This is a genomic window from Altererythrobacter sp. CAU 1644, assembly GCF_029623755.1.
In the GTDB taxonomy this organism is placed as follows: Bacteria; Pseudomonadota; Alphaproteobacteria; order Sphingomonadales; family Sphingomonadaceae; genus Erythrobacter; species Erythrobacter arenosus.
In genome coordinates, this window is the sequence record NZ_CP121106.1 from 636,232 (window position 1) to 650,261 (window position 14,030).

Sequence of the window (14,030 nt, forward strand, 5' to 3'; positions counted from 1 at the left end):
AATGCCCCAAACCCTCGTTAAATGTCGGGGTTCGGCTTGGCAGATCGGGGTTAAAATCGCGTCAACGCTGATGGGCCTGAGAGGCGTCGGGCGCGACCTAGAGGCGGGCGAACAGTCGCCCGGCGAAGAAGCCCATGCCGATCGACAGCGCCACGGCCACGAGACCATAAACCAGCGACCAGTTCTGGGCCGCAATCTCCACAAACCGTTCGAATCCCACCTTTTTCACTTCGACATCGGCGATAGCCGAGGCAATCACGCGGCCGTTGGTAATGGCGAAGGTTTCGGCGGTGTACCGACCGGTCACGACGTTCGACGGTAGCTTGATCCTCGCCTTGTAGAGCACGCCTTCAGTGATCTGGACGCCCTTCATGTTCTGCTTGTAGAGGCCCTTGCGTTCGCGCTGCTCGACCAGCCCTGCGGCGAACCGTGCCTGCTTGACCGGATCGATCTGCCCCGAGGGCGAGAGCTGGATGAAGCGCGTGCCAAGCTCGTAGATCGCCGCGGTTCGCTCGTCGACGATCTCCTCCACCGGTCGCGAAGCCGCCACCGCGAAGAAGGATGGCGCAGAACGGAAATCGGACGATTCCGCATTCATCCAGATGCCGAGAATACGCTCTTTCTCGCGCATGCGGATCGGCTGGGTCGGTCCCTTGAGGACCACCACGATGTCGTACTCTGCTCCGGCCCGGCGACCTGCCGGATCGAGGATGGCGCCATAGAGCAGCAATTCGGTACCGGTGAATCCCTGTCGGACCTGCACCTCGTTCTGCGAGACCTCCGGCACCAGGATCGCGTCGCGCTGGGCCGAGAGAAACAGCGCCGCGAGCAGCAGGAAGCCGGCTTGCAGCGCGCGCGTCATAGCGGGGCGACCGTGTAGATCTCGTCGGGCTGGTAGCCGAGGCCCACGGCCATTCTCAGCGCCACCAGGAGTACAATGGAGGCGAGCACCAGCCGCAGGATTTCGGGCCGCGCCTTGAGCGCGATCTGTGTGCCGAATTGCGCGCCCATCACCGAGCCGAGCAACAGCAGCCCCGCCAGGACCACGTCGACTGCCTTGGTCGTCAGGGCGTGCGTCATCGTGGTCGCCATGGTCACGAACAAGATCTGGAACAGCGAGGTGCCGACCACGACATTGCCGCTCATACCCAGGATGTAGAGCATCGCCGGAACCAGCATGAAGCCGCCGCCAACGCCCATCAGCATGGTGAGGACGCCAACCAGCGCGCCCAGGATCAGCGGCGCAAGGGGCGAGATGTAGAGGCCCGAGCGATAGAATCTCGTCCGCCAGGGTAGGCCGGCAACGATGGGATGGTGGCGGCGCTTGCGCGGCTGGTTCGACTTCTTCCCGCTAGGCCGGATCACCTCGAGCGCTTCGCGCAGCATCAGCGTGCCGATAGTTCCAAGCATGATCACGTAGAGGATGCTGATGACGACGTCGATCTGGCCGAGCGCCTGCAATAATCGGAATAGCAGCGCGCCGATCATCGCCCCGAATATGCCGCCGGCAACCATCACCATGCCCATGCGGTAATCGACGCCATCGCGGCGCCCATGCGCGAGGACGCCCGAAACGCTGGCGCCGGTCACCTGCGTCGCGGCGGATGCGGCCGCGACCGTCGGCGGGATGCCGTAGAAGATCAGCAGCGGCGTCGTCAGGAAGCCACCGCCAACGCCGAACAGCCCCGACAGCACGCCGGTAAGCGCGCCCAGCGCTACGATCAGCAGGCCGTTCACCGACAGATTCGCGATGGGCAGGTAGACGTCCATTCCCTGCGACTAGCTTAGCCGGGCAAGGGTTTAAAGGCGGCTGGCGCCCTGTGCGCAAATATTGCTGCTAGAAACGCGTCGAAAGCGTCAAGGCAACACCCGAATCCGGCATGGCGTCACCCGCGATCCGCTCACGCCAATCGAGCGAGAAACGCGCCGGAGCTTCGCCAATCGTGAGATCCAGTCGCAACGAGGGGCCGACGTCGAGCCGCTCCGTCCCGTCCTGCGCGCCGCCCCAGGCCGCCGCCCCCAGGCTGAACCGTGCCGTTTCGGATTCTACGACGTCGCCGATGACATGCACCTGGCCATCGGCGAAGGGGGTCGAATTCCTGCCCCCTACAAATCCGCCCTGCAAATAGGTCTCGGCGCGGAGCGAACGCGTCAAAACGACGGGAGCCAGCTCGGTTGTCGCGAAAGCCGCAGGGCGCGCTTCCCAATCACGATCGAACCTGGTCGCTCGAACTTCGGCATGGGCCCGCACCGGTATCGCGCCGATCGGACGAGCCGACAGGCCCAGCGCCAATTCCCCCTCGCCGCCTTCAACCAGGGCGCGATAGGCGCGGAAATAGCCCCGCGGATCATGCTTGCTGGCGGGCGCCAGGCGATAGCGCAGCACGCCTGCCGTCTGGCTCGCGCCGTAGCTTGGGATACGTCCCGCACTCGCGAGGGCAGCCTTCGAACCTTCGCGCCAGAAAACCCAGGCGTCGAGCGACCACCGATCGGCGCGTGGGCGTGGCTCCAGTTTCGCAGGCTGCGCTTGTGGACCAGTTGGAGTAATAGGACCTTGCCCGAGGAACTTGGGCACCGGGAGGTTCGACATCGCAGCAAGGTAGAGAAGCTGGTGAGCCGCTGCGGTGCGCGGGTTCCTCGATGGCAATGGCGCCAAGGGTAACGGAGGCCGCGCCAATGGAAGCGCTTTGCCCTCGCCCCATGCCAATGGCGCCGCTGGAGGAAGGATCTGTCGGGCAGCGCCTAAAGCCCCAATTGGTCGCGCAGGTAGAGCAGCATTGCCACCTTCGCCGTATACTCTGGGCGTGCCTGCAGCGGGGCCATTCCTTGAACCGTCGGGCGCAATGGCCATGGCCAAGCCTTCATTCTGCAGCGAACCGTTGTCGTGGGATGTCGCGAACGGCGGCTCCCACAGAATGGCTCGCATGCCGACCCAGGAAAAAGCGAGTGCGGCCAGCATCATCAATGGTCGTCCACGCCGATGGCCGAGTGAAGCGCGTCGCTCCATACCCGCGCTCATATCACTTCTGCCTTTTCCTGCGGACCGCGCGCCGGATGCGAAAAGTGCGGCGTCTTGTCCCACACGATCCGCTCTCCGGCGAGTGTACGCGCATAGGCAAACAGCGCGCGGCGACCGGCCATGATCGCGATGACATTCGTGAGGGGGATGCGAAGGACTGCCCGCAATCCCTCGATCGCGCCGAATTCGCGCGCGGTAAAGCCGAACCGGAGCGCTGCGCGCCAGACGAAAAAGAAGAAATTCAATGCCAGCAGGACCTTGACCGGCCGGGAAAGTTCCATGCCCGCGCCATACCCCAGCATCTCCGCGCCCCAGCCGAGCGTCGACAATGCCAGGAGGAGATAACCCGCGAGCAGGACAAGCGCGGTCAGCGGACCGCGTCGGTCGCGCAGCCGCATCCAGATTTCGACCGGACGCATCGACCACCCCAGCCGGTCCCAACCTTGCAGGGCGATCCCGTGCACCCAGCGCGTCTTCTGCCGCACGACATGGTCGAGCTGCGCGGGGAAATAGGCCCGCGTCGCCACCAGTTCGCCATCGGGGTGTCGCGCCCGAACGAAACGGCAACGTCCCCCGCTATTGGCGATGCCGATGCCCAGCTCGTAGTCCTCGGTAAGCGAGTCCGCGGCGAAGGGAGCAACCCCGCCATGCCGGGTTGCCAGGCGAGCGAGCGCCGTCCGCTCGACGGCACAACCCACGCCCGCCGCCGGTATGGCCGCGCCCAATGCATCGCGCACGACCATCGCCTTGGCATGGGCCTCGGCGAACTCTTCGCAATAGTGGCTGCCGACCCAGCGGCTGTGAACTTGCGGCAAGGGCAGAACGGGAAGCTGGACGAATTCGGCTGCTTCGATCGCCTCGTCTAGCAGGGCAAGCGCGGCCGGATCGACCATATCCTCGGCATCGTGGAACACCACCATACGGGCCTTCTCGCCCCACCGCATCTCGTCATCGCAAAGCGCCCGGTAGAGCCGGTTGAGGCAATCCGCCTTGGTACTCGGCCCCGCCCGGTCGTGGATCACCAGTCGAAGCCGGCCATCGCCCCGCGCCGCCGCCATCGCCGCGGCGATCGTGTCAGGATCATTGCGGTAGCAGCCGACGTAGAGCCTCAGCTCCTCCTGCGGCCAGGCGTTGAGCAGATAGGCGATGGTATCGCCGATCACTTCATGTTCGTTCCAGGTCGGGATGAAGATCGCGGCCTGCCCCTTCAACGGGCGAGTAGCGAGCGACCGGGTATCAAGGCGCGGCGTACGTATTCGCCCCGTCATCCGCAGCCACAACCAGGTCGCATCTACTGCGAGATCGTCCAGCGCACCGACAAGAAAAAAAACTCCCGCGAACAGCAGGAGCTCGTGCTGCAACAGCGCCAGCCATTGCCAGGCACCCCAGTCCCAAATTTCCAAGCGACCCCCGTTTGGTTTTGTGAAATAACACTAAGGCCAACGATCACCCCTTGCAACCGATGTAACTTTTCGAAAAAGGGGGCGCACACATGTCAGATAGCAATAGACCACTTCGCAACGTTTTCGCCCCAGTCCGCGCGCTCTTTGTTAGCGACGCCTCTGCCGGTATCCTGCTCATCTTCGTCGCCATCGCTGCCATGCTGGCAGCCAATTCGCCGTTGGCACACGAGTACCACCAGCTTTTCCACGGCAGTTTGTTCGACAGTTCGCTGTTCAAACTCAATACGTTGCACCTGTGGATCAACGATGGCCTGATGGCGATTTTCTTCTTTGTCGTCGGGCTGGAAGTGAAGCGCGAATGGATCGAGGGTCAGTTATCATCGGCCGACCAGCGGCGCCTGCCGGTGCTGGCGGCGATCGCGGGCATGGCGATTCCCGCGCTCGTCTACCTCTTCTTCGTCAATGCCGAAGGGACCGCCGATCTGACGCGCGGCTGGGCCATTCCCGCGGCGACCGACATTGCCTTCGCAATGGGCGTTCTCGGCCTGCTCGGCAGCAGGGTTCCGGCCTCGCTCCGCCTGTTCCTGCTTACCGTGGCAATCGTCGACGACATCGGGGCAGTGATGGTCATCGCGCTGTTCTATACTGCCAACATCAAGCTCGCGTGGCTGGTCGCTGCGATCGTTGTGACCGGGCTGATGCTGATGTTGAACCGGATGCGCGTCGCCGCCTACTGGCCGTTCATCCTGCTGGCGTTGGTGCTGTGGTTCTGCGTTCTCAATTCGGGGGTTCACGCGACCATCGCCGGCGTCGTTGCCGCGCTGACGATCCCTATGCGGGGGAAAGACGATGATACGATGCTCGAACATCTCGAGCACAATCTGGCGCCATGGAGCGCCTATCTGATTGTGCCGGTGTTCGGCTTTGCCAACGCAGGGGTCGAGCTAGCCGATCTCGGCATGGAAGGGGTGCTGGCACCGCTGCCGCTGGCAATCGCCGCCGGTCTGTTCATCGGCAAGCAGGTTGGCATTTTCGCCGCGATCTTTGCAGCCGACAAGGTCGGTTTCGCCAACCGTCCCGAAGGGGCGAGCTGGACGGAGATCTGGGGCGTATCGATCCTGTGCGGGATCGGCTTCACCATGTCGCTCTTTATCAGCAGCCTGGCTTTCGAAGGAAACAACCTCCTCATCGAGGAAGCCAAGATCGGCATCTTGATGGGATCGCTGATTTCTGCCGTTATCGGCTATTCGCTGCTGCGAATGACGACGGACCACCCCGACGACGAGAAATCGCCCTACGCAGCCTAGGGGGCGGACCTACCAGCTGCCGCTGTTTTCCATGCTTGCCCATGGCTCCTGCGGCGGCAGGTTGCCCTGCTGGAGCAGCTCGACCGATATCCCGTCAGGCGACTTGACGAAGGCCATGTGACCGTCGCGCGGCGGACGGTGGATCGTGTGGCCCGCATCCATCAGGCGCTGGCAGGTCTCGTAAATGTCATCGACCCGGTAGGCGAGATGGCCAAAGTTGCGCCCGCCATCATATTCTTCCGGCGCGCTGCCATCCGCTGGCGGCCAATTGTAGGTCAGCTCGACCTCGGCCACGCCCTCCTGCCCCGGAGCCGCAAGGAAGATCAGCGTGAAGCGGCCCGCCTCGACATCGAAACGCCGCACCTCTTCCAGACCGATGAGCTTGAAGAAGGCGACGGTCGCTTCGGGATCGGTCACTCGGATCATGCTGTGGAGATATTTGGTCACAGGGTAGCGCCTCATTCAAAAACGGTTCATCGACAGGAATGCACAACTCGTCGCACACCCGGTTCAGGAAGGATGATGCGATGAACGACCATGCAGTGCAAGCGGCAGACCACGATGAGCGCGGATTTCCGCGTGATACGAAAACGGCGAGGTGGTTCGGCACAGCGGCCATCGCCGCCCTTGGGCTGGTGGTCGGAGGTTACCTGCTCGGCGACGGGTTGCTGCGAGCCAAAGAGGCCGAGCGCTCGGTTACGGTGCGCGGTTTGGCCGAACGCGACGTCACTGCCGACCTCGCGACCTGGACCATCTCCTACTCTGCAACCTCCACCAACCTTGGCGAAGCGCAGGCCAAAGTTCGCCGCGATACTGCATCGATCGAGCAGTTTTTCGCCGACCTGGGTTTTCCGGCCGAGGCCTTGCAGCCGACCGGCGCCAATGTCTCGAGCTACACCAACAACGGGATCACCAGTTACACCGTTCGCCAGCGGCTCTCGCTGCGCACGAACGACATCGAACGCGCGCAGAAAGCCGTGGCCCGCCAATTCGACCTGGTTGGCCGAGGCGTCTTCCTCGAAGAAGGGTCAGCGATGAGCTACAGCTTTACCAAGCTCAACGACATCAAGCCCGAGATGGTGGCGGAAGCGACCCGTGACGCACGCGCCTCGGCCGAACAGTTCGCCAAGGATAGCGGCGCCGATGTCGGCGCCATCCGCGACGCGACGCAGGGCTATTTCTCGATCGAAGCCCGCGATGGTGACAGTGGCGGTTGGGGCGTCATCGACAGCCCCTACAAGAAGGTGCGCGTCGTTACGACGGTCGACTTCTCATTGGTGTGATCGCGCATGGACTTGGGGCGCAAGCACTACGCTCGCGCCCCACCCCCTGCGGCCAGTTCAGAAGCTGGCGCTAAGCGTTGCCACGATCGCGGCATCCGTGAACTTGTAGTCTCCCGGAAGATGGTCGCCCTCAGCGTCGACATAGGCGACACCGAGCGTGGCCGGCCCGAACGAGACTTCCGCACCAAGCGACCAATCGAAGGCATCGCCATCGTCGGTGAAGGTCAGAAACCCGTCGGTGTAGCCAAGGTGCCCCGTCAGTGTGACTGGGCTGTTCGGAATGCCGACGGAGAGATCGGTGTAGACATAGAGATTGTCGTCACCGCCGAGCGAGTCCTGCTCGGGCGCATAGGCGATACCTACGGTCGCGCCCGCCGGACCAAGATCGAAGGCGAGAGAGCTGTACAGCTCCCAATAATCGAAATCCCCGGCACCCGCGTCCGGGTAGAGGTAGAAGATACCACCGAGATCGAAGGTCAAACCAGGGCCGACATCGCCGCTCCAACCGGCATAAACGTCGAGTTCCCAATCGCCATAGCCGACGGTGTCGTCGTCGATCGTGGAGGCCCAGGTACCGACGTAGAATCCCGAGCTGTGGGCCAGGTCCAGACCGCCCTGGATGGCCGGGTCGCCCCCGGACAGGTCGACCCCGCGGAAGCGATATTCGGATACCAGCGCAACATTGGCCGAGAAATCCCAGCCGCTTTCTGCCCCAAGCGGGCTCGCTTGTTCGCTTTCGATGACCTCGACAGCTTTCGCAATGTCGGCTTGCGAGACATCGGCGGTGATGATGAGAGGACTGGCCGGAGCGAATTCTTCAGCCAGGGCCGGAGCTGCGGAGAGAGCAAAACCGGCAGTTATGGTCGCGGCCGCGAGGCCGCGAATGGACGTGAGCATGACAACTTCCTTTGTTGTGTTCGCTTCGTCCCGCCTGCGTATCCGGCGGCCGCACTTTTCGAATTCGTGCAATCTCGACCGGATTCGCAATGATCGTGCAGGTTTTTGCTGCACTGCACAAGGAAAATTGCGCGCGATGGAATGCAGGCTGGAAAGTGTGGGGTTTACGCACCACCTTTGTCGCCGGTTGCACACAACCGCTCAGTTGCCGTTCAGCCCCGCTTCGCTTAAGGCGCGGCCCAGATTGACCTGTTTCTGACCATGATATTCGAACCCCTCCGCAAGATCTTCCGCAGCACCGCCCCGCAGGCGGACATGCCATGCGTGCCCGACGGGCAGCGGTACTATGTCGTTGGCGATATCCACGGCCGGCTCGACCTGCTCGAGAAACTGGCGGACGCGATCGAGGATGACGACCGCAGGGCAGGCACTGCCGAAACGACGGTCGTGCTTCTTGGCGATCTCGTCGACCGGGGGCCCGAAAGCGCGGGCGTGCTCCGCTTCGCGCGCGAATGGCAGGCGCGCAGATTGGTCCGGATTCTTGCCGGCAATCACGAGGAAATGTTCCTTGAGAGCTTTGTCGACCAGGAAGTCCTGCGCCATTTCCTCAAGCATGGCGGCCGCGAAACCATCCTCAGCTACGGCATTCCGCGCAGCGAATTCAACGGGCTGTCGATGGATGAGCTGTTCGAGAAGCTCCCCGAGCTCGTCCCGCAAATCGACCGTGATTTCATGATGGGGTTCGAAGAGCTGATCGTCGCGGGCGACTACGCCTTCGTCCATGCCGGCATTGATCCCACGCGTCCGCTCGACCAGCAGAAGCGGCGCGACATGCTTTGGATCCGCGACCGCTTCCTGCGCCACGAAGGTGCCTTGCCTAAGGTCATTGTCCATGGGCACACGATTTTCGACGAAGTGCACGATTGCGGCAACCGTATTGGAATAGACACGGGCGCATTCCGTTCGGGAATATTGACGGCGCTCGTGCTCGAAGGTGACAGGCGGCGCACGATCCAGTCGGTCGAGGTGGAAGACCGGATCGTCATCGAGAACGAGGGAGTTGCTGCGTGAAGATTGCAATGGTGGGATCGGGCTATGTTGGCCTGGTGTCTGGCGCGTGCTTTGCGGATTTCGGCCACGATGTGGTTTGCATCGACAAGGATCCGGCCAAGATCGACAAGTTGCTTGACGGGATCATGCCGATCTACGAGCCGGGTCTGGAAGCACTGGTCGAAAGCAACGTCAACGCTGGCCGCCTGTCCTTCACCACCGACCTTGCCGAAGGGATCAAGGACGCATCGGCCATCTTCATCGCGGTCGGCACTCCAAGCCGCCGCGGTGACGGCCACGCAGACCTGTCATTCGTCTACGCAGTGGCGCGCGAAGTCGGCCAAAGCCTTTCGAACGATGCGGTGATCGTGACCAAGTCCACCGTCCCGGTCGGCACAGGCGACGAGGTCGAGCGGATCATCGGCGACAGCTGTACGAGCCACAGGTTCTCGGTCGTTTCCAATCCCGAATTCCTGCGCGAGGGCGCCGCCATCGGCGACTTCAAGCGTCCCGACCGGATCGTGATCGGTGCAGAAGACGAGTTCGGCCGCGAGGTCATGAGCGAGGTGTATCGCCCGCTGTTCCTCAACGAATCGCCGATCCTGTTTACCGGCCGCCGCACCAGCGAGCTGATCAAATACGCAGCCAACGCCTTCCTCGCGACCAAGATCACCTTCATCAACGAGATGGCCGATCTTTGCGAGCGGGTCGGCGCGGATGTGCAGGACGTCAGCCGCGGCATCGGCATGGACAACCGGATCGGTTCGAAGTTCCTCCATGCCGGCCCGGGCTATGGCGGCTCGTGCTTTCCCAAGGACACGCTGGCGCTTCTCAAGACGGCCGAGGATTACGACAGCCCGACGCGGATCGTCGAGGCGGTGGTCAAGGTCAACGACAGCCGCAAGCGCGCCATGGGCCGCAAGGTGCTCGACGCGCTGGGCGGGATGGAGGCGGCGCGCGGCAAGAAGGTCGCGCTGCTCGGCCTGACCTTCAAGCCCAACACTGACGACATGCGCGATTCGCCGGCCATCGCTATTGCCCAGGCGCTGACCGATGCGGGCGTGATAGTGTCCGCATTCGATCCCGAAGGCATGGAGCAAGCGCGCCCGCTGATGCCCGACGTCACGATGTGCGACAGCTCCTATGACGCAGTCGAGGGCGCCGATGCGATTGCCATCGTGACCGAATGGGACGCGTTTCGTGCGCTCGACCTTGGCCGGGTCAAGGAACTCGTCAGGCACCCGGTGCTGGTCGACCTGCGCAACATCTACAAGCCGGAAGACGTCCGCGCCGTCGGCTTCACCTATGAAAGCATCGGGCGAAGCTAGCCCCAAGCGGCACGCTCCCAACACGTCACTTTGCAAGACCGATTGATGTTGCTGCACGGTGGCGGCAGCGCGGTGCCATTTGCCGATGCCAGCTTCCGGTGTAGGCCCGTGCAGCAAATGCAAGCATCTGCAAATCTTCGATTAATGGCGGGCCAGTAATCCGAATTGCACCAAAAGTGTTAATTGCACGGCAATCTTTGGGAATTTCGAGTTCACGTGTTGACTAACCGTGATGCCCGCCCCGAAACCAGTCTCAGCTGTGAAGTTTCTACGTTCGATTCGGGCGTAGGGAATCCTTCCGCATGGCCGCGCTTCGGGCGCAAAAAAACGAAAACTGGGGACTGGATATGATGAAGAGGCATTTGCTTACGACCGTAGGTGTAATTGGCCTGGGCATGCTGCTCGCACAGGCGCCCGCCAATGCAGCGAACGACGCGGAGACCGGCGTCGCCGCCGAAGCGCAAGGCAGTCTAACTGGAATCAATTCGAGCTTCGACATCGCATCGATCGAGATGCGCCGACTGGAAACATCGCTCGACCTACCTGTGATCACACGTGATTCTCGCGCGATCTCCGCTCAACCGGTCGCGCCACATCCAGAGATCATCGTTCGCGACGATGTCGGGCTCCCCGGCAGTGTCGATGTGAACGATACGGTGCCCTATTCGGTGCAGATCTTCCGTCAGAACAATTTGACGGGCGGTATCTTCTTCAACTGCACCGGCACCCTTATCAATCCGCGTACGATCCTGACGGCGGCGCACTGCGTGAACAGCCGGTCATCGGAAGCCTACGGCCTGCCTGGTGCTGCCGACAATACAATGCTGATCTCGACCGGCATCGACAGCGCTGTGCGCCTCTTCAACTATATCGGCGGCGCAACCGACTATGCCAGCGGCGGCATTGCCAGGTCGACCGATGTGGTCATTCACCCCTCTGCGAATATCGACAATGGCGGTCTGGAATTCCCATGGGCTGACGTCGCTTTCATTGCGCTTGATACGCCAATCACCGACACGCCTTCAGCCCCGATCCTGCTTACGCCGCTCGATCAGCTCACGCATGTCGTTCTCAATGGCTATGGCACTTTCGGTACGGGCGATACCGGCGATCAGGGCATCGGCTTCCTCCGACTTGTCGGCGAGAACATGCTCGGGGCAATCGCATCCAATGCCACATTCATCGACCAGATCTTCTTTGGCTTCGCGCCTACCTCGGTGAATTTTGGCGTCGAAACGCAGACGATGTATTTCACCGACTTCGACAATCCGAACCGCACCCCGGAACAACAGGCAGCCTGCGAATTCAACGGCTTCGGGATTAGCTGTGCAGATATCGATGCGGTAAAGGCCATCGATTGGTTCGATGGTGACGCCCTGCCCAATGAAGTTGCGACTGCACCGGGAGACAGCGGCTCTGCATTGATCGTCGACGAGCTCTACGGATTTCCCGTCGTCGCCGGCGTTCTGAGCGGGGGCTATGACTTCTTCGATATCGGCAACGCCTATGGCGATGTCAGCTTCTACAATCCGCTGTTCCCCTTCTTCGAATTCATCACCGAGAACACGTCGTACAAATATGTCTCGGCCTTGTCTGGCGATGGCGATTGGTCCGATCCGAGCCACTGGACGCAGGACCTCGATCCCGGCTTCTTTATCGACGATGGGACGGGAACCCTGGTCAATGGCATTCCTGAGGGATCCGAAACAGGGGTCTACACCACCGACCCCACGATCGGCACGATCCTCGGCAACGATGTCACCGGGGCAGGCAGCCCGGTCTCGCCGTTCCTGCCACCCGAAGGCACACCGAACTTTGGCGGAAACCTGCCCGAAAGCTCGGCTCTTCTCGGGCCCGGCTCGACGGGATTCGTCCCTAACAATACCGACGGTACCCCAGGCGTAGCCTTCGCAGCCCCGGCACAGTATTTCGAGGTTCACCTGAATCGCGCAGGCACCACGTCTGTCGACATCGACGTCGAAATCGACAAGCTGGTCATCGACAATGTCGATGCTGGTTTCGTGCTACAGCAGGGACAATCGTTCGATAGCCTGATCGGGGTCGAGCAGTTTTCGGGGCTTGCAGTGGTCGACGGTGTCCTCACCACGCCGCTTTACCTGCTCGCCGGCGGAGAGCTCGCGGGTGATGGCGGTACCATTCGGACCGACGTCCTGTTCAACGTGAACGGCCTGCTCAGTGCAGGGGGCATCGGAGAATTCGGATCGCTCACGATCGACGGCAACTACGTGCAAACAAGCGGCGGTGCCATGTGGGTCGATTTTGTCGGGGGCCGTCGCAACCAGGTATCGTTCGACTATTACGATATTACTGGAACGGCAATCCTCGACGGGTTCCTCGTGGTCTCGAACCTCGACGACAAGCTGCGCTTCGGCACGGCCTTTACTGCACTCACTGCAGGCGAGCTTGACGGTGAGTTCTCTGACGTCGTCTTCCTGACCGATTCGCCGGTCCTCACTGCCGGGGTGACCTACGCCAACAAGAAGGTGATCGTTCAGATTAATGCCCGGGCGATCAAGGACGTGGTCGGCCAGGGCAGCGATCTCGCTTCGCTTGCTACAACGCTCGACTCGCTGCGCTTTGGTGGTCGCTATACCGACTTCCAGGCTATCTTCGACGTGGTCGACACGGCCGGGTTCGCCAATTTCGGCCAGACCCTGCTCAGTCTGACACCGACGAGCGGCTTTGCGCAAAGTGCCTCTGCGACCAACTTCGCGACACGGTTCACCGGGCACATCTCGCAACGGACATTGGCCCTGCGCGGCGCAAATGATGCGGCGGCTGGCTTCTCGAACTTCGGTTCGGCCAGCTTCGCCCAGGCTGGAGCGGCGCCATCTGACGTCAAGAGCCTGAGCTTCTTCGGTTCGGTTAGTGGCTCATTCCTGAAAGATGCCAATGCTCGCAATACGGGCGCCAAGGCATTCGAGGAAGCCGCCTTCACCGAGGCGGGAGAGCTGACTATCGGCGCCGATTACAAGCTCAACGACAATGTCAGTTTCGGCATGGCGGTGAGCAACATCCTTGACGGTTCATCCAGCGTGGGTGACTTCAACCTCTCCGGCAATCGGAGCCTTTCGGTTGCAGGTTATGGCGCAGTCAGTTTCGGCAAGGGTTTTGCCGACATGTATGTCGGCTTCAGCGAACAGCGCTTTGGCCTTGCCCGTGGCGCACAGGGTGTCCTCGAAGAGGAATTCCGCAATGCACTCGGTGTTGCAGATGGCACCCAGACGCTTGCCGGGCTCAGGCTCGGCTATGGGTTCGAACCGGCTGCCGGTGTCACCTTGGGCCCAGTCGCTTCCGTCGACTACGTGCGTTCGGATCTTGGCGGTTACGAGGAGTTCGGTGCGGGATCCTTCGGCCTCCGGGTGCAGGATCGGACCTTCACTTCGATCGGCGCCAAGCTTGGCGGCATGGCATCGGCCGACCTAAAGCTCGGGAATGCAGGCACTGTCACCGCGTTTGGATCGGTCGCTTACGCCCGTGAACTCGGCAGCGCCCGGGATGTCGTGACGGCCCATTTCGTCGGGGCCGAGGACCTTCCGTTCAACATCTCGCGGCAGCTCGACCCCGAATGGGTTTCGGTCAATGCCGGCGCGAAACTGAGCTTGTCGGATCGACTGACGACCGAGATGAGCCTCACCTCTGATATGGGGCGCGGCGTGCTGAGCAGCCACCAGGCCAACCTGACGTTGCTCTGGGCCTTCTAAGGCGAAGCACCCGCATGA

The 14,030-nt window shown here is 62.0% G+C and carries 11 protein-coding genes; 5 read left to right on the forward strand and 6 right to left on the reverse strand.

The features are described 5' to 3' along the window. Nucleotides 1-97 precede the first annotated feature (97 nt). The 4 genes from P7228_RS03215 to P7228_RS03230 form a co-directional block, all read right to left on the reverse strand. Nucleotides 98-862: a TIGR02186 family protein gene (locus P7228_RS03215; protein WP_278016785.1), complete on the reverse strand. Its 765-nt coding sequence runs from the start codon at nucleotides 860-862 to the stop codon at nucleotides 98-100. Further along, nucleotides 859-1,770 (reverse strand): sulfite exporter TauE/SafE family protein, encoded by a 912-nt coding sequence (locus tag P7228_RS03220; RefSeq protein WP_278016786.1) that lies wholly within the window; start codon nucleotides 1,768-1,770, stop codon nucleotides 859-861. Before P7228_RS03220 ends, P7228_RS03215 begins: the two co-directional genes overlap by 4 nt. Nucleotides 1,771-1,837: 67 nt before the next feature. Beyond that, nucleotides 1,838-2,647: a hypothetical protein gene (locus P7228_RS03225; RefSeq protein ID WP_278016787.1), complete on the reverse strand. Its 810-nt coding sequence runs from the start codon at nucleotides 2,645-2,647 to the stop codon at nucleotides 1,838-1,840. 368 nt (nucleotides 2,648-3,015) lie between these two features. After that, nucleotides 3,016-4,422: a glycosyl transferase family protein gene (locus P7228_RS03230; RefSeq protein WP_278016788.1), complete on the reverse strand. Its 1,407-nt coding sequence runs from the start codon at nucleotides 4,420-4,422 to the stop codon at nucleotides 3,016-3,018. A gap of 89 nt (nucleotides 4,423-4,511) precedes the next feature. On the opposite strand from P7228_RS03230, the gene nhaA reads away from it, so the two are divergent. Beyond that, on the forward strand, nucleotides 4,512-5,729 hold the full coding sequence (gene nhaA / locus P7228_RS03235) for a Na+/H+ antiporter NhaA (RefSeq protein WP_278016789.1): 1,218 nt from the start codon (nucleotides 4,512-4,514) through the stop codon (nucleotides 5,727-5,729). A gap of 9 nt (nucleotides 5,730-5,738) precedes the next feature. On the opposite strand, the gene P7228_RS03240 is transcribed toward nhaA, so the two are convergent. Beyond that, on the reverse strand, nucleotides 5,739-6,176 hold the full coding sequence (locus P7228_RS03240) for a VOC family protein (RefSeq protein WP_278016790.1): 438 nt from the start codon (nucleotides 6,174-6,176) through the stop codon (nucleotides 5,739-5,741). Between the two features lie 80 nt (nucleotides 6,177-6,256). On the opposite strand from P7228_RS03240, the gene P7228_RS03245 reads away from it, so the two are divergent. Further along, nucleotides 6,257-7,012, forward strand: a complete 756-nt coding sequence (locus P7228_RS03245; protein WP_278016791.1) for an SIMPL domain-containing protein — start codon at nucleotides 6,257-6,259, stop codon at nucleotides 7,010-7,012. 57 nt (nucleotides 7,013-7,069) lie between these two features. Here the strand turns inward: P7228_RS03245 and P7228_RS03250 are convergent, their stop codons facing one another. Then, a complete protein-coding gene (locus P7228_RS03250) occupies nucleotides 7,070-7,909 on the reverse strand; it encodes a TorF family putative porin (protein WP_278016792.1) in 840 nt (279 codons plus the stop codon). Nucleotides 7,910-8,170: 261 nt separating this feature from the next. On the opposite strand from P7228_RS03250, the gene P7228_RS03255 reads away from it, so the two are divergent. The 3 genes from P7228_RS03255 (at nucleotide 8,171) to P7228_RS03265 (ending at nucleotide 14,012) form a co-directional block, all read left to right on the forward strand. After that, nucleotides 8,171-8,980 carry a metallophosphoesterase family protein gene (locus tag P7228_RS03255; protein WP_347402851.1) on the forward strand — a complete coding sequence of 270 codons (810 nt, stop codon included), beginning with the start codon at nucleotides 8,171-8,173 and terminating at the stop codon, nucleotides 8,978-8,980. Then, complete coding sequence (locus P7228_RS03260; protein ID WP_278016793.1) at nucleotides 8,977-10,287, forward strand: UDP-glucose dehydrogenase family protein; 1,311 nt, start codon at nucleotides 8,977-8,979, stop codon at nucleotides 10,285-10,287. Before P7228_RS03255 ends, P7228_RS03260 begins: the two co-directional genes overlap by 4 nt. A 362-nt stretch (nucleotides 10,288-10,649) precedes the next feature. Continuing rightward, nucleotides 10,650-14,012: an autotransporter domain-containing protein gene (locus P7228_RS03265; RefSeq protein WP_278016794.1), complete on the forward strand. Its 3,363-nt coding sequence runs from the start codon at nucleotides 10,650-10,652 to the stop codon at nucleotides 14,010-14,012. Nucleotides 14,013-14,030 lie beyond the last annotated feature (18 nt).

Bases quoted from the DNA above. Each gene is read 5' to 3' on its own strand.
- P7228_RS03215 (WP_278016785.1), bottom strand. From the start codon at position 862: ATGACGCGCGCGCTGCAAGCCGGCTTCCTGCTGCTCGCGGCGCTGTTT.
- P7228_RS03250 (WP_278016792.1), bottom strand. From the start codon at position 7,909: ATGCTCACGTCCATTCGCGGCCTCGCGGCCGCGACCATAACTGCCGGT.
- P7228_RS03255 (WP_347402851.1), top strand. From the start codon at position 8,171: ATGATATTCGAACCCCTCCGCAAGATCTTCCGCAGCACCGCCCCGCAG.
- nhaA (WP_278016789.1), top strand. From the start codon at position 4,512: ATGTCAGATAGCAATAGACCACTTCGCAACGTTTTCGCCCCAGTCCGC.
- P7228_RS03245 (WP_278016791.1), top strand. From the start codon at position 6,257: ATGAACGACCATGCAGTGCAAGCGGCAGACCACGATGAGCGCGGATTT.
- P7228_RS03220 (WP_278016786.1), bottom strand. From the start codon at position 1,770: ATGGACGTCTACCTGCCCATCGCGAATCTGTCGGTGAACGGCCTGCTG.